The organism is Ruminococcus sp. RTP21484sp1_RTP21281st1_A8_RTP21281_210402 (assembly GCF_040914025.1).
Classification (GTDB): Bacteria; Bacillota; Clostridia; order Lachnospirales; family Lachnospiraceae; genus Blautia_A; species Blautia_A faecis.
Window position 1 is genome coordinate 31083 of record NZ_JBCPGE010000035.1, and the last position, 19367, is coordinate 50449.

A 19367-nucleotide genomic window follows, 5' to 3' on the forward strand; every position below is an offset into this window, starting at 1 on the left:
CTTGTATTGTACACATGACTTTATATAACTTTTTCATACCAAGAAAGGAGTGTGCATGCGGGAAAAGAACGCCACATCAATTGAGTACTTTAAGGATCCACGACGGATAGTGGATCTTCTGAATGGAATGGTTTTTCATGGCAGGCAGGTTATTACAGAAGATAATCTGTTGGAGAAAAATCCAGTGCTGCATAATGTCTATCGGGAAAAGAATAAAGTTGTCGCTATAGAAAATACACCAGATCTGTCTGTTGCAGTGACGTGGAAGAGTCTGAAATTTCAGTTTATGATTCAGATACAAACACTGGAGCATTATGCAATGCCGGTCAGACTTTTGCACGAGAAAGGAATTGACTATTATAATCAGTGGAAAAAACTGCAAAAGGATCATAAGAACTGTAATGATTTAAAAGATAATGCCGAGCGGCTTTCGGGAATGAAAAAGACCGATCATTTTTACCCTGTGCTTCAAATTGTAATCTATTTTGGACAAGAGCACTGGCGTGCAGCCTTCAAAATGGATGATCTGACCGGAGCAAATGATTTTCCAGAAGAACTGCAGAAATTATTTTTCGAGACACCAATGCTGCTTTTTGAAGTGTATTATTTCAAAAATATACACTGGTTCCAGACCGATTTACAACAGGTTTGTGGATTTTTGCAAAGAACGAATGACAAAACGGCTTTACGGGAGTATGTAAAGGCAAATGAAGAGGTTTTCTCCAAACTAGAAGAAGACACATTTGACCTACTTACTGTAATGTCGGGAATTAGGGCCATGAAACTTATAAAGAGAGATGTTGAAACGGTGGGAGGTGAATTTGATATGTGCAAGGCGTTTGATGATATGATGAGAGACAGCAAACAGGAAGGTATTCGTGAGGGCAGACGTGAGGGCGAACGTAAGACAGAAGAACGAATGAATGAATTAATTCAAAAGTTAGTCTCTGCTGGGCGTATTAATGATTTATTGCAGGCAAGTAATAATAAAAAGTATCGAAAAAAACTGATGGCGGAGTTGGGAATTGCATAAGGGTAAAATTGGGTGGCAGCCTTTGATAGCAGCCACCCAATTTAATTCCAGAAGAATTACAATTCTTTGGGTAAATATAGTTCAACCTCAGTATTTTCATTTATTACATTGTACTTCACGAGCTTATATGTTACTCTATTCTAAGAATCGCAATTGTATTTGACTAATTCAGGCATATACAGTACTGTCGCCGATAGGAGACATATTCGTTTATGGAGCAAAGGAACTATGAAGAAAAAAAGAAAAGGTTTTACACTGGCAGAGCTTCTCATTGTTGTTGCCATAATAGCAGTATTGGTGGCAATAGGTATTCCCATATTTACCAGCCTGCTTGAAAAAAGCCGAGAAGCAGCCGATGCTGCAAATATAAGGGCACAGTATGCACAGGTTATGGATGAAGCAATTACAGTCGATGGAAATGTGAATATTGATGGAAAAGATTTTGAAAAAATCAATCTTAGGCAAAAACAGCCAGACTGGCAAACGGAGACAATCCCCAATAGTCTGGGAAATTTTTCTGTTATTGAAGGAATTCCCGGGACACAGGCGTGGGTAGAATATCATGCTGATACAGAAACGGTTTACATTAAGTTTGAGGGAGAAAGCCAAAATGGTGATAGCGGTTCAAATGGGGAAAATAATATCCTGATAGATAGCAGTTTCTGGGATAGCACAGCCGGATGGGAGGTAATAAATGCGAAATTTGAGAATGGAAAGGCAATTCTAACTCCTTCTCATAAGGATAGCGTGCTAAAACGGGGTGGCGATGAAACGATTATGTTACAGGCGAATAAAAAATACAAACTTGTTGTCAATATAGAAGAGTGCGGCGCGAATCTAAAGGTCAGACTGTCTAATAGAAATGGCAATAATACGTACCTTGAACAAAATGTTCAAACATTGGGGAAATATGAATTTGATTATACGCATGAAGAAGGGCACGATGATGATGTGAGAATTTCTTTTGAAGTTCCGAGAAGTCAAGTGGGAAAAGGTCCGGTATGCATTACGTCAGTCTCTTTTATACAGTTAAATAACTGAAAACATAGTCAGTGCGGATGTTGAAAATTTGCGAATATAATCGGAAAGAGGAAGAGGCACTTCGGTAAAGGGAGAAATATGATGTCGGAAAAATTGCTGGAGTTGAAATGGAGCGCAAAAATACGGAAAAGGAAGTAACAGAGCTGATCCTGTCAAGTTCATTGCATTTTAATATTGCAATGGACTTGAACAGGGCATAACTTTCTCTCTAAGAGAATTTTAAAACCTTAAATTATAATTAGTATTTTCATCTTAATCACAGTTTTTATCTTGGTTTATTAGTTATAATTTGTAGAACCATTTAGATTAATTTTTATCCAATTACCACTATCATTTGCAACGGTATCAATATTGTCACTTCTGGGGGGGGAAATAATAACTGCAATCTGTTCTGCAAATATAATAATCCTCTCCTTCTTTATATATATCTCCAGCTTTTAACTTTTCCAATCGTAATTCTTTATTATTCCAAATATCTTTTAAATTATCTTTAGTTAGTATTGTTCCTGTTGGTTGGACAAAATAAGCTTGTCCTATGTTGTTATCAGGAGCCGCATAATCATGATAGTTAGTATAACTTGCATTAGTTATAGCAATGTAAAGGAGTCCATTTTTCTTATATGCCAATCCCATATTTATGCTAAATGGTTCCGTAACGCCCTCTTTATTAGGCGGCTGATTAGGATACTGAATTGCACCTATATTTAAATCTTTAATAATGGTATTGGCTGAGCTATCTTCTGTGTCTGAATTATTGGAATCTCCTTTATCTGTATTATTTTCATTCTTATTACTAGCATTATTTCCACTTTCCCAGTAAAATGAAACATACTCCATAGCATCACTAGTAGGTGCATGATATGTGATTTCGCAATACCCATTTGGTCCAGGAATTCCCTTCCAATACGTTTCGCCTGCATTCGATGATACTCCTCCAATAGTAATTGGCAATGGAGTTTGCCAATCGTTTTTCTGCTGTTTTAACGGCGTTACTTTAATGTAATAATCGCCATTATCTTGATATATTTTCTGATCTGTTTTTGTATACGTAGCACTGGTATCCCCAGTAATCGCCGCCATCATCACTTCCGCATACGCTGACCTGACATCCGAAAGATCCACCGCTTCACGGCTTCTCTCAAGCTGACTTGTAAAGATGGGAATGGCGATGGCAACCAATACACCAATTATTGCCACAACGATTAAAAGTTCTGCCAGCGTAAAACCTCTGTCAGACTTCAATTTTCTTTTCATAAACATCCCTTTTTCTTATGTATTTGTTGATAAAATGTATATTTTTCTTTTTAATGATAGCATATAGCTTTTTAGAAATCCATTTGCATTTTCGACAAAATAAGCTGTAATTTTCGTAACATTTGCGAATCAAACAAAAAGACAATAATTATCCAAAACAAGATATCAACTAATGTAAAATTATTAGTACAAGCTGTGCCTGAAAGCCAGTAATTCATATTTTCTGATGCTTTTGAGTGAAACAAAATAGAACACTTGCAAACTCTAGATTGCAATGCTATTATAATGAAAAACATATTTTTAATATATACAATGGTATATCTCCCATCTGATTTATCTAATAATATTTCAGAAATTTATGCTTTTAAATCCGTTAAAAAGGAAAAAAGCAGGAGTTCTGAATGTAATTGTTGGTTGTTGAATGTTAAATGAGGTTTGTACTCTCTGACGTTTTCCAAAAGAAGGAGCACCCGTCAACTCATATGCCGAATATACCGCTGCGAGCTCTCTTTTTTATATCGGCTGAGGCTGATCAAACAGGAAGTACAATCCAAAGGAGGTGGATTTGACATGTGTAAAGCGATTAAAGAGATGCTATGAGTTAGCAGACAAGAAGGAGAACAGGAAGGACGCTTGGAAGGACGGCAGGAAGGTCAAGATGAAATGGCGACCTTGAGCGAGAAACTTATTTTGGCAGACCGTATCAGCGAACTGTTAAAAGCAAGCACCAATCGGGAGTATCGAAATAAGCTACTGGTGGAGTTTGGGTTGGCGTGAGAATGGCGCTAAATCATGTGATTACATGATTTCTGTGCGTCGCGAAGCAGCTGCTGGTCTCGGAGTGAACAGATAAACTGAACTAAAATAATTTAAAATGTGGGACAGTGATTCATCTTGTGTTCTGTGATTTGTCATGCTACTATAAATCTGTAAGTATCTTTTGATACAAGTTATAGTGGAAGCATATCAAACATAAAAACACATGGAGAGAAGAAAAATGCAAAAGAAAAAGAAGAGAATATTCGCAGTCCTTTTGTCTGCAATTCTGGTAGTTGCGCTCACCGGCTGCAGTAAGCTGGGTTCCATTATTAATGAAATTCATGGCTCATTGATCGGAAACAATTATACCGTATATACCTATGATAATTATGGGAATCAGACCTTGAAAACTTCTGGAAAGAAAATCAGCATTACCGGAAATAAAATCGAAACTGTCAGCTATGACAGCGATGGAAGAGCAGTAACCGGCTATGATCTGTCTTCAGTAATCACGATTACCATTGATGGAAAAGAAATCGAAAGCTGCGGAGACACCTGTGTATTTGTTCAGAAGGGGCTGGAACCGGAGGTGGATTTCTCATTGGACGAGGTCAACAGTAACGGTGGGAACGGAATCACGGATAATGCAGCTCTGGCAAGGGTTTTGAACCGGTACAAAAATGATTTCGGCAAATCCAGGGTTGTGGTCATCAAATCCCAGCTTGGACAGCCTATCGCCGCATTTTCCGGGGATAATGTCTATTGGGAAATTCCGGACGATCTGCCGAAAATGACAAAGCTTATGGTCGATGGGAAGGCACTGTACATACACCGGGCGAACTACCAGATTATTGATAAAGACCTTCTTTAAAGATAAGTGCATATTTAAGAAATCGGATGTTTTATAATGATAGAAAGTGAAAGATAAGAGGAGTTACAAATGGAATTTACAGAACCAGGGCTACGAGTGAAAAATGCAGAAAAAATGCAGCAATCCAAGAGGGCATCAGGGGAAGAAATGCGACCAGCGGTATCAGTGATCATGCCCGTATATAATGGTGAGAAATACATCGCCCAGGCAGTGCAGTCTGTTTATGCGCAGAATATTCCCCTGGAGCTGATTGTCATTGATGACGGCTCTGTTGATGGAACCTGGGAAGCTCTCATTCCCTGGGAAAACAGACCGGATTTTGTTTATATAAAAAATGAGCGCAATCTCGGTGCTGCCGGTTCCCGTAACCGTGGTGTGTCTGTTGCGAAAGGCAGATATGTGGCATTTCTGGATGCGGATGACTGGTGGGAAGAGGGAAAGCTAGCGGCACAGCTGGCTGCTCTTGAAATGACCGGTGATGTAATCTGCTCCACAGGACGTGATCTCATGAATCCGGACGGAACCTTCACAGGCAAGTATATCTCGGTTAAATCCAGGCTGGACTATCATGAACTTCTGAAACACAACAGCATTAACTGTTCTTCCGTCCTGATTCTCCGTGAGGTGGCGCTGGAATTTCCCATGGAGCATGATGACAGCCATGAGGATTATATCACCTGGCTGCAAGTGGTGCGAAAATACGGACATGCCACAGGAATTAATAGGCCCTATCTGAAATATCGTCTGTCCCAGGGCGGAAAGTCAAGAAACAAAGCCAAATCTGCCATCATGACCTATCAGGTGTACCGTTACGTTGGCTATGGACCGCTGAGAAGTGCCTGTTTCTTTTTGTCCTATGCACTTCACGGAATCTGGAAATATCGTTAAAGTATCAATGGGGCTCTCCCATTTTCCTGCGCCATTGTAGGGGAGAGCATCCTGCCTGTTTCCTGAAATATCTGCTGAAATGGGAAAAATCTGAAAATCCGCACATCTGCGCAATCTGCTGGACAGTCAGTGCTTCATTTGTCAGCAGGTTCTTTGCCTTATCCATACGGATCTGAAGCAAATCTGCATGAGGGGTACTCTGGAAAAATTTCTGATAGCAGGAATAGAACTGGCTTTTTTCCAGGCTGACCGTTTTACAAAGCTTTGTGGTGTCCCATGGCTTAGCGTAGTTCGTGAGCATTTCCAGCCGAAGCTTTCGAAATGCAGAATAAAGATTGTCTCCTTCTGTTCCACTTCCATGTATCTGATGGCTTTTAAGTCCCCTTGCAATCGTAATCATAAGCTGCTGAAAGAGAGTATACTCGTATTCATCGGAAAATAAATCATTTGCTATATGTTCTTTGTGAAGGAGCCGGATGCAGGCATCGATCTCTTCACAGTTTCCCGGATAAAAAACAGTGTTAAGTGGGATTCTATACTGTTTTTTCAGATCTGCCTTACAGGAAAAATGAAGGTAGCTGTTCCGGAACCTGTGAACAGCCTTATAATACTGCTCATATCCGGGGGCATAGAGAATACAGGCATTTTCCTTGGAAATACTGAGTTTTTTATCCAGATAAACCTTCATGGGTGTCTTAAAAAGCAAAAACAGATAGTCTCCGCTTCCGTTGGGACGGTAGATCTGATCATAATCAGGGTTTGAATAGTTGTATTCGCAGAACTGAATGGAAAAATCTCTGTCTGCAGATTCGTGAAAATTCATGCTCTGGACTCCTTTCACCATTTTTTTTACTGTAATCATTATCGGAAAAAAAGTCAACTATATCGGAATAAAAAAACTGGTAAAAAAATCGTATGCCATTAAAATAATAGATACATAAAGAGCAGAAAAATGCCATACAATTGGCACCATATAAGGAGGACACCATGAAAAAAGCACAGATCATCATCGATAAATATTTCCTCACCGGCAAGGTGGATAAGCGGATTTTCGGTTCTTTTATTGAACAGCTGGGACGTGCTGTTTATGAAGGAATCTATCAGGAGGGCAGCCCGCTGTCTGACGAGCAGGGCTTTCGTAAAGATACTCTGGAACTGGTAAGGGAGCTTCAGGTTCCGATTGTCCGTTATCCGGGAGGCAACTTTGTTTCCGGCTTTAAATGGGAAGACAGTGTTGGACCGAAGAATCTAAGACCTGCCAGACCGGAACTTGCCTGGGGTGTGATCGAGAACAATCACTTTGGCCTGGACGAGTTCGTGGACTGGGCGAAGAAAGCAGACACAGATATCATGATGGCAGTGAATCTTGGAACAAGAGGACCGGAGGAAGCCAGAAATCTTCTGGAATACTGTAATTTTAAGGGCGGTACCTATTACAGCGACATGCGCAAGACCAACGGTCATGCAGAGCCGCACAACATTAAAACCTGGTGTTTGGGAAATGAAATGGATGGTCCATGGCAGATGGGACATAAGACAGCGTATGAATATGGAAGAACAGCAGCAGAGACTTCCCGTATTATGAAAATGCTGGATCCGGAAATCGAGACTGTTGCCTGTGGAAGCTCTTTCCTTGGCATGCCTACTTTCGGAGACTGGGAATATACAGTTCTGGACGAATGTTACGATCTGGTTGATTACATGTCTTTGCATCAGTATTATGGCAATGCTGCAAATGACACGCCTGATTTTCTTGCAAATTCCAAGGGAATGGATGATTTCATCTCCGGCGTAGTCAGCATCTGCGACGCAGTGCGTGCGAAGAAGCATGCCAAAAAGCGGATCCATCTGTCCTTTGATGAGTGGAATGTATGGTATCACAGCAATGAAGCGGATGAGAAACTGGAAAAATGGGGGAAGGCGCCACACCAGCTGGAGGATATCTATAATTTTGAGGATGCCCTTCTGGTAGGAAGTATGCTGATCACACTGCTCCGTCATGCGGATCGTGTGAAAATGGCCTGCCTGGCACAGCTTGTAAATGTTATCGCACCGATCATGACTTCCAATACAGGTGCATGGCGTCAGACTATTTTTTATCCATACATGTACACAAGTATTTTCGGCCGCGGAACGGTACTGAATACACAGATCCTGGCACCGGTTTATGACAGCAGGAATTACAGCGATGTTTCTTATCTGGACTCTGTATGCGTATGGAATGAAGAGGAAGATACACTTACCATTTTTGCAGTAAATAAAAGTCTGGAAGAGGATCTTGAGGTGAGCTGCGATTTGCGCCAGTTTGAAGGATATCAGGTGAAAGAGCATATTGTGCTTACCAATGATGATATGAAAGCCGTTAATACAGAGGCGGATCCGGACAATGTGATGCCGGAGAAATCTGCGGCAAGCAAGATTGACGGCGGTAAATTAAGCACCGTTCTTGGAAAACACAGCTGGAATATGATTCGCCTTGCAAAGTAATCCGGGAAAAATCTCTCACACATTGCTATTATGAAATAAAAAAGTTAGAGATTTCGTAACCTGTATGAATCATACGAAATCTCTGACCATATAATTACCACTGCTTTCTACTTCTGCAGATCCGCCTTAATCTGCGTAGTAGAAATCTCCGGTGTCCTCGGCAGGTACACCACGTCGCAATAAGGCTTCAGAAAGTCAAACTTCCCTTCCCAATCGTCACCCATAACAAAGGTATCTACGTGGTATTCTTTAATATCACTTACCTTCTGCTCCCAGTTCTCCTCAGGAATTACCAGATCCACGTAGCGGATGGCTTCCAGCAGGGATTTCCTTTTTTCATAAGAAAAATAGCATTTTTTATGCTTCTCGTTCCAGTTAAATTCATCTGTAGATAAAGCTACGATCAGGTAGTCACCATAAGCTTTCGCCCTGCGCAGCAGATTAATGTGCCCGTAGTGCAGCAGATCAAAGGTACCGTAAGTAATTACTCGTTTCATGAATTGTGTGCCTTTCATAAAGAAATCTGAAAATAGTCTTGCCGGAATGGTTCCAGGCGATTTACATACAACTATTTTACCACAGTCCCGGTAGAAAGGAAATATAAGATTATTTATCAGGAGAATTGCGACGCGAAATCATGCGAATGCATGATTTCTGTGCATCGCGAAGCGTGTTACTGTGAACGGAGTGAACAGTAAACACGAAGTAAACAGTTACCAGTTCCCTTTTATCCATGTTGTAAAAGGTATGTTTTAATGTTAAGATGGAACAATAACAGTGCAGATGTGAGCGGTAACGTGAAAACATCTGCAGGCTGCCGGAAACGAAAAAAGGCAGCGGATGAATAAAAGGAAGAGGAAAATAAGTATGAATGTATTTGACATTCTGGGGCCGGTTATGATCGGACCGTCCAGCTCACATACTGCGGGAGCAGCCCGGATCGGTCTGATGACAAGGGCTCTTCTTGGAAAAACTCCGGTGAAAGCGCACATATTTTTGCATGGTTCTTTTGCGAAAACCTATAAGGGACACGGCACGGATAAGGCTCTTGTAGCGGGAATACTGGGAATGCAGACAGATGATGAGCGTATCCGTTTTTCCCTTGATGTGGCGAAAAAGGAGGGGCTGGAAATCCAGATCGAGACTGGTGAACTGGAGGATACGCACCCGAATACTGCGGAGATCACTTTGACTGCAGCAGACGGGGAAAAGGTGTCTCTTCGGGGCAGCAGTATTGGCGGGGGGAATATCCTGATCACCCGAGTGAATGGAATGGAGGTTGCCCTTACCGGGCAGAATCCTGCTTTGATCGTGCTTCACAAGGATGCACCAGGGACGATTGCTGCGGTTACAGAGCTGATGGCAGAGTATGGGGTGAATATCTGCAATTTTCACTTGGCGCGCGAGACCAAGGGTGGTCTGGCGGTAATGACTATCGAGAGCGACAGCCACTTTGTTCCGGAACTCAATGAGAAGATTAACCGGCTGGAGAATATATATTCCAGTACGATGTTAGAGCGTGTTTAAAAAATCATTTCCGCAATCTGCACGCCCCACTTTGCGGGAGATTTCACCCCACAAAAAATACAATAAAGGAGAATTCACTGTGGATTTAAACTACCACTCAATGGAATCCCTGCTGGAGGCAGCGAAGGAGAACAACTGTCGTCTGTCCGCGCTGGTTCTGGAGCAGCAGGCGGAGCAGATGGAACTGCCGAAGCAGGAAATATATGAAAAAATGAGGGAGAACTATCGGGTTATGGCATCCTGTATCCAGCCTGGCAGCGCCCCGGATCTGAAAAGCACAAGCGGCCTCACTGGTGGAGATGCCTATCGCATGCGCACTGCTGTAGAGCAAGGGAAAAATCTTACAGGCCCCCTTCTTGGAGGAGCCCTTTATCGTGCCCTTGCAGTATCAGAACTGAACGCTTCCATGGGTAGAATCGTAGCAGCACCTACAGCAGGAAGCTGCGGCATTGTACCGGCAGCTGTACTCACCATGCAGGAGCAGTACCAGCTTACAGAAGAGGAATGCGTCATGTCCCTTTTCACAGCATCTGCAGTGGGAATGGTAATTGCCAATAATGCGTCACTTGCAGGAGCGCAGGGAGGTTGTCAGGCTGAGTGCGGTTCTGCATCTGCCATGGCAGCGGCGGCAATTGTGGAACTTGCCGGCGGCACATCTGATATGATCCAGTCGGCAGTAGCCACTGCCCTAAAAAATATTCTGGGTCTTGTATGTGACCCTGTTGCAGGGCTGGTTGAAATTCCATGCATTAAGAGAAATGCATCAGGCGTAGCTGGGGCATTTGTGGCAGCAGAACTGGCTCTGGCCGGAATCCGAAGTGCAATTCCGGCTGACGAGGTGATCTGGACTATGAAAAAGGTAGGAGATGTGATGCCCACTGCCCTTAAAGAAACAGCAGAGGGTGGCCTGGCGGCAACACCTACAGGGCGCAAACTGCACCAGCAGGTTTTTGGAGAAATGAAATAATACATTATTGCGGTTCATCAGTAACACAAAACCACAGGAAAATATTTCAAAACACGTTAAAATATTAAAAAGTTATTCCAAAAACCACAAAAATATGTTATCCTTTATTCATAAAACTGACATGTCTGAAAATAATTATGTCAAAGTATAAAGGTGGCTAAAATGAGCAAGAATACGAAGGAACAGGAAATCCCATATTCCTACCTTGTGGATAATATAAAAATATTTTTGATTTTTCTGGTGGTTTTTAATCATATCATTGCATTCCAGCTGGTTAAAGCAGATCAGGTTGTGCGTTTTGTGTGGTATGGAATTACCATATTTCATATGCCGGCGTTTATATTTATTTCCGGTTATCTGTCCAAGAAGCCTCAGGATGTGATGAAGAATGTTAAGAATTTATTGATTCCATATATTCTGGGCTATACACTTACCTGGGCAACGCAGATCTGGCTGGGAAATAAAATGGATTATGAACTGCTCCGTCCTTCCGGAACCGTTATGTGGTATGTGCTTGCGTTGTTTGCATACCGTCTGACCATAGAAGCATTTGGAAAAATAAGGTTTATTGTACCTCTCAGCATTATTTTTGCGCTGTGGGCAGGAACCAGAATGGAATTCAGTACATTTTTATCAGCTTCAAGAATTGTGGTATTTTTCCCGTTTTTTGTGGCAGGATATTTATGGAAGAGTGAATACACCAAGGTGATCCGCAAATTTAAAGGCAAGATCGTGGTTGCACTTTTCGTGATCATTCTGCTGTTTGTGGCGACCAATTATATGATCGGAAATAATATTCCGGTAGATCTTTTCCGAGGCAATCATTCCTATCTTGCAAGTGGAATGGACAATGTGCAGGGAATGGTAGTCAGAGGAATGATGTATCTGATTTCCTTTACGGTTATTTTTGCATTGCTGGTGCTGATGCCAGATAAACGCCATCCATTTATTTTCCTGGGAAGAAACACAATGGGAATTTACTTTTTCCATTATCCCATCATGATTCTGATGAACGGACTTATGATCCTGAATATTCCGCAGCTGATGAATATATGGGCGTTATTTGGAGTGTCAGTTCTGTTTGTACTGATACTTGGAAGTCTTCCGGTGGACTGGGTCTATACCAATGTTATGGGACTGATCACCTTCATTCTTTTCAAACGTGAGAAGAAGGTTGAGGATGAAGGTCTGGAAGACGAATATGATAGTGAAGAGGAAGACCGGTTTGCAGTACTGGCTCAGCGAAGAATGGCTATCGAAGAGCTGGCTGCCACATGGGATACCTCCTTTGATGCAGAAGAGAAAGAAGATCATGAAGAAGGGCAGTCCTGACGGATTGTCTTTCTTTTCTTATTAAGAAAGAGACAGTAGTTCAGTAGTTTCACAGTAAAAAAAGAGTTATATTTTTGTTAAACCCGGGAATATTTTTTGTAAAGCAGATATTCTTTCATAATGACTTACTATGCAAACTGTGTTATACTAAATATATTTATTAGTCCCGGACGGCAGCTGGTTCGGATTTGTTGCTGCTCAGGCTATGAACAGTAACGGGGGGAATGAAAGGGAGTATTTTACTGCAGGGTGAAGCTGACAGCAGGGTTTTAAGGGGAAATACGATGAAGAAAGTAATCACTTACGGAACTTTTGACCTGTTCCACGAGGGACATTATAATATTTTAAAAAGAGCGAAAGCATTGGGCGATTATCTGATCGTGGGCGTGACCAGCGAGAGCTACGATATTGAGCGTGGCAAGCTGAACGTGCGGGACAGTCTTCTGAAAAGGATTGAGAACGTACGCCGTACCGGCTTTGCAGATGAGATCATCATCGAGGAGTACCAGGGACAGAAGCTCAGCGATATCATCAAGTATAAGGTAGATCTTCTGGTGCTTGGTTCTGACTGGCGTGGCAAATTTGACTACCTTAAGAATTACTGTGATGTGGTGTACCTGGAGCGTACCAAGAATATTTCCAGCACCAAGCTGCGCGGTGAGGGAACCACTTACACCGTGGGTGTAGTTACAGATAATGATCAGGACAATGGTATTGTGTGGGAGACAAAATATGTCAGCGGTCTTCATGTAGAGTGCGTTTTTTCTGAGAATGCAGAGGCAGCGGAGTCGTTTTGTGACAAATATGAATTGGATTCCTACTACAGTGTGGAGGCAGATAATGGGGAATGGCAGCAGGGATTTGACTGCTTTTTGTCCCAGGTAGACATAGTTTATATCAAGACCGAGCAGCCTAAGAGGGAGAAATACATCCGCAGATCCCTGGAGCTTGGAAAATATGTGATAAGTGACGCTCCTATGACGAATAATAAGGAGAAGCTGAAGGACCTGTTTGCACTTGCAGCAGCTCATCATGTACTCCTTGTGGAGAAAATAAATCTGGTGTATCTGCGAGCCTTTAACCAGCTTGTCTGGCAGACACACAGCGCCTTGGTGGGCGATATTGTGTGTGTGAAATGCTCTATTTCCCAGGACCATTTCGAAGGAGGAAGAAGTTTTTCCGAAACTGCAGTTCTGCCTTTGTGTGCTATTATCAAGATACTGGGCAGAAATTACCAGGAAGTGAATTCCAATGTGGTGAAGGACAGATCTGGAAACTGCATTTACGACATGATCACCATGAAATATCAGGATGCTCTTGCCACAATCGAGATTGGCAACACAGTAGATGTGGAGGATGAGTTTGTTGTGATCGGTACGAAAGGCCGTGTGACCATCCCGGGAGACTGGTGGAACACAGGATATTTTGAGGCAAAGATAGATGACAGCAAGGGACTGAAGCGGTACTGCTTTAACTTCGAAGGCAATGGTCTTCGTTACCTTTTGCAGGAGCTGCTTATTATGATCAGTGATGAGAGAACGGAATGTACCAGACTTTTTAATGAGGAATCAGAGACTCTGGCAGACATTCTGGAAATCATAAACCAGAGAGGATAACCAATGACAGAGAAACAGGAACATCTGCTGCAGCTTTTTCGTGAGCTGGATGAGATCTGTAAAAAGAATAATCTGAGATATGTAATGGCGGGAGGAACGGCCATCGGTGTTGTGCGAAACGAGGGATTTATTCCCTGGGATGATGATGTGGACATCTATATGCCCAGAGATGACTGGAACAAACTGGTGGAAATTTCCGGCTCCGTGCTTCCGGAGCACCGCGCCCTTCAGTGTGTGGACGTAGACCGCAGCTATACCAATACTTTTCCAAGGTATGTTGCTACGGACAGCTGCGCCCTTCACAAGCATCAGATTATCGGCAGGGACAGTGCCGGTGAGATCATCGACGTGCTCACCCTGGATCCCATTCCCGCAGATGATAAGGAATATGAGAAATACAGAACTCATATGATGATCTACTCTGAGCTGGTAAATATGGTAGTTGTATATGGTGCCCGCTGGGAAATTCCAGTGACAGCCTATCTGCGCTGGCTTTTTTCCTATACATTTCTGGGAAAAGACCGCACATTGAAGAAACTGGAGAAGATCATGTATTCCTATAAGGAAGAGGATTGTCCGCGCTATGCAATGCGCTGGGGCGGCTGTCCGTTCCTTTTTGATAAGGACATGATGTTTCCTGTGAAATATATGAACTTTGAGAACACAGAGGTAATGGTGCCGCACAGAATGAGTGACTATCTGATCTGGCATTACGGAGATGAATGGTCCTATATTCCGCCCCATGGGGAAAGAGAATCCCACGATGCGGTTACGGTAGAGGGAATTACCTATAAAGAGCTTCGGGATGATTATCTGCCGGGAATCCGCAAGGGCAGGCTTCGCAGAGATTCCATCTGGCGCAAGATCTATTCTCTTGCAGGTGCGAAGCGGAACCACCGCCTTCAGTATAAGCGCAATCTTCTGCTGGCAAAAAGTACGGTGATGGATCTGGAGGCGCGCATTTCAGAAAGCAGACACAGCCTGAAGGAATTGGTAGAAAAGCGTGACTTTTCCCAATTAAATGAAATCTTTACAAAATATTACCAGGTCCAGCTGAGCTCTGCGTTTATCGGCAGGGAGGATTTTGGAGGAATCTATGCTTTTTATCATCCTGTTTTGCTGGAAGTCAGCGATGTGACCTTTTATGCGGCAATGCTGACGTTGGTTTATACAGAACGGATCGGGAAAGCATGGAGAATGCTGGTGGTGAAAGAGCAGACCGGTACATTCCCTTCTGAACTGGCCCAGTTGAAATCTGATATTGAACTGTTTCGAAGAGCAGTCTGCGATTATGAATTTAAGCGTTATCAGGAAGCGGAGGATACAATGGTGCCGCTGATGGAACGGTATCCGGAAGTGCCGGGATTTGTGAAATTTAAGAGCCGTTTTCTTATGGAACGCGCCCGCAATGGAATTGATATGGTGGAAGCGGAGCTTTATATTGATGAGGCACTGCGGCTTTTCCCGGAGGACGGGTATTTCCTGAAGTACCAGGGAGAACTGCTCTGGATGAAGGGCAAATGTGCGGATGCTCTGGAAGTTTTTGCAGATGCCCGTGAGAAAACAAATAATGGAATTACCCAACTGGAGTTGGATAAGTTTTTGAATCCTTATGGCAGGGAGACGGTGAAGACTTGTCAGCAGCTTCTGGATGTTGGACAGAAGGATGGGGCGATGAAGCTTATGGCTTTGTGGTACAGACTTTTGCCTGAGAATCCTTCTGTACGGGAATATTATTATCTGACCCGTGCAAGTGTTGCGAAAAAGCGTTCTGAGGTGGAGGAACTGATCGGGGAAATCCTGAAGCGCATTGATGCAGAGCGTGCAGAGAGCCCAGGTGAGAACAATGACATCCAGATTTATAAGCGTGCACTGACAAAGGCATGGGAGCGCCTGGGCTATCCAGGTGAGCTGGCAAGGGTTCGCACAGATCTGGTTTACACCAGTGAGGCGGATGATCTGGAATGGCTGGCAGAACGTGCCAAGGACGGACAGATCCGCAAGGAAAAACGAGCCCAGGTGTACAAGGTAATTGGAGATGTGAGAAGAAAACAGGGACAGACGGAGGCTGCGTTCCAGAACTATCTGGAGGCACTGCGGCAGAATGGAAGCGGCTTTGTGCGAACAGAGCTTTCCCGGATATTTCTCACAGATATGTATGAAGGAAGCAAGAGAGCAGCTGTATATGCAAAAGCCGGAGATGCTTCTGAGTTTTTGAATCAGTGGCTTGGAAAGTATGGAAGTATAGAAGAGATACAGCAGCTTGTGAAAGAGTGCTTGTGACACACATCTCGCAGAAAGCCTTTTTCAAACAGGTGCTGGTAACAGTGCGATCACTATGAACAGACAGATGGGAGCAGACATAGCTTGAACAGAGAAATAAAAGAAGTTGTAAAGCTTCTGGCCGAAATAGATAAAATATGTAAAAGAGAAGGAATTCCTTATTATCTGGGACCACAGCTTACTTTATGCTGTGTTACCGGGCAAGAGATCACCAGCCCTCATGCAGGCGTGGTCTATATGCGGACTGCGGATATGGAGCGCTTTCGTCTGGCTGTGGAGAAGGAGACTCCGGATGGCAGAATTGTGGAATCCATGAATAACAATAAGCGTTTTTATGGATTTTTCCTTCGCTATACAGATCTGGATACGTTGTGCTTCCGTCTGAATGAAGGCAGGAACTACAAATATCCGGGTATGGGAGTGGATATTCTGCCCTTGCGTGGAAAACAGCGTTCCAGACTCGCTCATTTGTGGACAAGAGCCCAGGAAGTGGGATGGAATGAGCTGGCTGATTATTATGGAGACCGAAAAGGCAGGAAAAAGGCAATCTGCCGTTTTGTCATGAGGCTTCGCCTGGTCACAGGACGTGCCCGTCTGGGAAAAAGCCTTTACCGCATGCTCTGTAAAAGGATGAATGTGGAGGATACCCAGGAATATGTAGTTCGCCTGAAGAAAAAGGCAGTGTATTTTCCAAGGGAAATTTTTGATGAGACAGAAACTGTGGTGATCGATGGCAGGAAGTTTCCGGTGCCAGGAGATACTTATACGTATCTTCAGAAATATTATGGGGAAGACTACCAGGAGAAGGTTCTGGATAATTATACAGTGAAGCTGTCGGAAATGGTCAGTGCCAGGATCCGATTCGAGGATTATTTTCAGGAAGTGGGAAGTCAGAAGAGTCTGATCCGGAAGCGCAGCCGTGCCCGACGGAAGCAGGGACATGCCAACCAGAAAAAGGAATATCTGAACTGGAGCTGGAATTATGTGAAATTCTGTGCATCCAAGATTGAACTGGAGAAATATTATCTGGATAACAAAGAGTATATTATAAATCTTTATAAAAATAAAGATTATCCGGCTTTGGAAAAAGTTTTTGTCCCATATACAAAGGCTATGGTGAAGAGCCTTAAGAATGACGAAGTGTTTATTCCGGATGAGGAGCTTCAGCATATTTATCTGGATATGCTGAGAGTAGCAGGAAGGACAAATCTGAAGAAAAAGGTGGAGAAATTCTGGAAATGAAAGTAACGGATTATATTGTTGAGTTTTTACAGAGAAAAGGGATTCATGATTTCTTTGGATACCAGGGAACCATGATCGCTCATCTGGTTGATTCTATAGAGAAAAATCCTCATACCAGAAGCCATTCCAGCTATCATGAGCAGGGAGCGGCTTTTGCGGCATGTGGGTATGCCCAGGCGGGGGAACGGTGTGCATGTGCTTATGCGACCAGCGGTCCGGGTGCTGCGAATCTGATTTCAGGAATCGCAGACGCTTATTTTGATTCTCTTCCGGTTGTTTTTCTTACTGGTCAGCTGAATACCTATGAGTATTCCGGCATCCCGGGGCTTCGGCAGCAAGGCTTTCAGGAGATTGATATTGTTGCCATGGCGAAGCCTGTGACTAAGTATGCAGTACAGATCCGGGAGGACGAGGATATTGTAAAAGAACTGAATAAAGCTTATCACATTGCTAACTCTGGCCGGAAAGGACCGGTATTGATTGATCTTCCTATGAATATTCAGCGGGGGGATGTAAAAAATCCGGTTTATGACATAAGTCTGGATGAGATGGGATTTGGTGCAGCTTGCGAGAGCAACATGGAAGCAACTGCAAACAGCTGCGGAGCAGCAGACGTGGACATGGTAATGAAGCCGGACGACAGTGGAGTGTTAGAGTCTGCAAAAACGGTAGACTGTGAAATATCAGCTTGTGCTGTTTCTGCAGCAGATGCAATCCGTGAAGCTCTGGATAAAGCACAGCGTCCAGTAATCATGTTAGGACATGGAGTCAGCGACAAAGCAGTTCGCGACCAGTTATTTACTCTGGCACGCCAGTGGAAAATACCAGTGATCACAAGCGTGTTGGAAATGTCAGCACTACCGTGGGACGATCCGCTGAATTTTGGATGCATCGGAGGCGCTTACGGACATCGCTATGCCAATATGATCGCCAATGCGAAAAGTGACTTGCTGATTTGTCTTGGCATTTCCCTTTGCACCCGTCAGATTGGTACGAAAGTTCATGAGTTCGCGAAAAATGCGAAAATCATCCGAGTAGATATTGATAACTATAATTTGCAGCGAAATATTCACGAAAATGGAATTGATGAAATGAAATTCTGTGCAGATGCTGCAGAGGTGATTCGGGCAATGGCAGAAAATGCGGAAAGTGCAGGGAGTGCAGAATCTGATGGTTCGATGGTTTATGATTTCAGTGAATGGCTGGCTGTGTGCGCCGATATAAAGAAATCTTTGCGCGCAGTAGATGATTCCACCCCGGAACGTTATCCGAACCGTATGATCGCAGCTTTAAGCGACGCTCTTGCAGACACTTCCGCAGTAGCAGTTGACGTAGGACAGCATATGGTATGGAGCTACCAGTCCTTCCATAACCAGAAAGACCAGAAGCTTCTTTTCTCCGGCGGACACGGAGCAATGGGATATGCTCTTCCAGCAGCAATCGGAGCTTATTACGCCACCGGAAAGCCAGTAGCCTGCATTTGCGGTGACGGCGCATTCCAGATGAACATTCAGGAACTGGAGTGGGTCAAGCGTGAGAATCTTCCTATTACCATGATGGTAATGAACAACCACGCCCTGGGAATGATCCGCCACCTCCAGCGCGACTACTTTGAGCAGGTCTATGCTGATACCTCAGAAGGCAGCGGCTTCTCGTCCTGCAACTTCGCAGAGGTAGCCAAAGCTTATGGAATCAGCAGTGCCTGTATGGATGCTAATGAGGTTGCTGAAAAAGCGGCAGACTTTTTACATGGCACCGAAGCGCCGAAACTCCTTGAAATTCGCCTGGAGCCCGGCACCTTCGCTTATCCCAAGACCTGTCTGGGCGAACCCATCCACAACCAGCAGCCATATATCCCGAAGGACGTCTACGACAGACTGATGGATTTATAAAAAATAAATTTATAAGAACCGGGCTATTTTCAATAACACATTGAAAGTATGACCTGGTTCTTGTTATCATAGAGAATAACGCAATTGCTATTTAGTGTGTTGAAAAGTTCTTTAGGAGGGACGCATTTGGACAATGTGTATTACTCACTCGCCGGCGCAACGCTCCAGCGAACTA

The 19367-nt window shown here is 43.5% G+C and carries 16 protein-coding genes; 13 read left to right on the top strand and 3 right to left on the bottom strand.

Going from position 1 to position 19367, the window contains the following annotated elements:
* Positions 1–55: 55 nt before the first annotated feature.
* The gene (locus AB5170_RS15690; RefSeq protein ID WP_173772520.1) at positions 56–1033 is read left to right on the top strand and encodes a hypothetical protein; all 978 of its coding nucleotides are present in this window, start codon (positions 56–58) and stop codon (positions 1031–1033) included.
* Between the two features lie 228 nt (positions 1034–1261).
* Positions 1262–2074, top strand: a complete 813-nt coding sequence (locus AB5170_RS15695; protein WP_173772518.1) for a Tfp pilus assembly protein FimT/FimU — start codon at positions 1262–1264, stop codon at positions 2072–2074.
* 354 nt (positions 2075–2428) lie between these two features.
* Here AB5170_RS15695 and AB5170_RS15700 read toward each other — a convergent pair whose 3' ends face one another.
* Entirely contained in the window at positions 2429–3328 is a 900-nt protein-coding gene (locus AB5170_RS15700; protein WP_276512285.1) for a type IV pilin protein, read from the bottom strand.
* A gap of 997 nt (positions 3329–4325) precedes the next feature.
* Between AB5170_RS15700 and AB5170_RS15705 the strand changes: the two genes are divergently transcribed.
* Complete coding sequence (locus AB5170_RS15705) at positions 4326–4958, top strand: DUF5052 family protein (protein WP_173772516.1); 633 nt, start codon at positions 4326–4328, stop codon at positions 4956–4958.
* 69 nt (positions 4959–5027) lie between these two features.
* Entirely contained in the window at positions 5028–5846 is an 819-nt protein-coding gene (locus tag AB5170_RS15710; protein WP_330602720.1) for a glycosyltransferase family 2 protein, read from the top strand.
* A 4-nt stretch (positions 5847–5850) separates the two neighbouring features.
* Here AB5170_RS15710 and AB5170_RS15715 read toward each other — a convergent pair whose 3' ends face one another.
* Positions 5851–6669 (bottom strand): helix-turn-helix transcriptional regulator, encoded by an 819-nt coding sequence (locus AB5170_RS15715; RefSeq protein ID WP_173719296.1) that lies wholly within the window; start codon positions 6667–6669, stop codon positions 5851–5853.
* 164 nt (positions 6670–6833) lie between these two features.
* Here AB5170_RS15715 and AB5170_RS15720 point away from each other — a divergent pair, with 164 nt between their 5' ends.
* The gene (locus AB5170_RS15720) at positions 6834–8333 is read left to right on the top strand and encodes an alpha-N-arabinofuranosidase (protein WP_368361433.1); all 1500 of its coding nucleotides are present in this window, start codon (positions 6834–6836) and stop codon (positions 8331–8333) included.
* A gap of 107 nt (positions 8334–8440) precedes the next feature.
* On the opposite strand, the gene tagD is transcribed toward AB5170_RS15720, so the two are convergent.
* Positions 8441–8830, bottom strand: a complete 390-nt coding sequence (tagD, locus tag AB5170_RS15725) for a glycerol-3-phosphate cytidylyltransferase (RefSeq protein WP_118584161.1) — start codon at positions 8828–8830, stop codon at positions 8441–8443.
* A 370-nt stretch (positions 8831–9200) separates the two neighbouring features.
* Between tagD and sdaAB the strand changes: the two genes are divergently transcribed.
* From sdaAB to AB5170_RS15765, 8 genes are all read left to right on the top strand, one after another.
* A complete protein-coding gene (gene sdaAB, locus AB5170_RS15730) occupies positions 9201–9860 on the top strand; it encodes an L-serine ammonia-lyase, iron-sulfur-dependent subunit beta (protein ID WP_368361432.1) in 660 nt (219 codons plus the stop codon).
* Between the two features lie 17 nt (positions 9861–9877).
* The gene (locus tag AB5170_RS15735; protein ID WP_368365100.1) at positions 9878–9949 is read left to right on the top strand and encodes a hypothetical protein; all 72 of its coding nucleotides are present in this window, start codon (positions 9878–9880) and stop codon (positions 9947–9949) included.
* Positions 9940–10827, top strand: coding sequence for an L-serine ammonia-lyase, iron-sulfur-dependent, subunit alpha (gene sdaAA, locus AB5170_RS15740; RefSeq protein ID WP_368361431.1), 888 nt, complete (start codon positions 9940–9942; stop codon positions 10825–10827). Before AB5170_RS15735 ends, sdaAA begins: the two co-directional genes overlap by 10 nt.
* A 162-nt stretch (positions 10828–10989) precedes the next feature.
* Positions 10990–12159 (top strand): acyltransferase family protein, encoded by a 1170-nt coding sequence (locus tag AB5170_RS15745; RefSeq protein WP_368361430.1) that lies wholly within the window; start codon positions 10990–10992, stop codon positions 12157–12159.
* Positions 12160–12443: 284 nt separating this feature from the next.
* Positions 12444–13775, top strand: a complete 1332-nt coding sequence (locus AB5170_RS15750) for an adenylyltransferase/cytidyltransferase family protein (protein ID WP_368361429.1) — start codon at positions 12444–12446, stop codon at positions 13773–13775.
* Positions 13776–13778: 3 nt separating this feature from the next.
* Entirely contained in the window at positions 13779–16058 is a 2280-nt protein-coding gene (locus AB5170_RS15755) for a LicD family protein (protein ID WP_368361428.1), read from the top strand.
* Between the two features lie 84 nt (positions 16059–16142).
* The gene (locus tag AB5170_RS15760; RefSeq protein ID WP_237963801.1) at positions 16143–17300 is read left to right on the top strand and encodes a LicD family protein; all 1158 of its coding nucleotides are present in this window, start codon (positions 16143–16145) and stop codon (positions 17298–17300) included.
* Positions 17297–19192 carry a thiamine pyrophosphate-binding protein gene (locus AB5170_RS15765; RefSeq protein WP_368361427.1) on the top strand — a complete coding sequence of 632 codons (1896 nt, stop codon included), beginning with the start codon at positions 17297–17299 and terminating at the stop codon, positions 19190–19192. The genes AB5170_RS15760 and AB5170_RS15765 overlap by 4 nt, the downstream gene beginning before the upstream one ends.
* Positions 19193–19367: the final 175 nt, after the last annotated feature.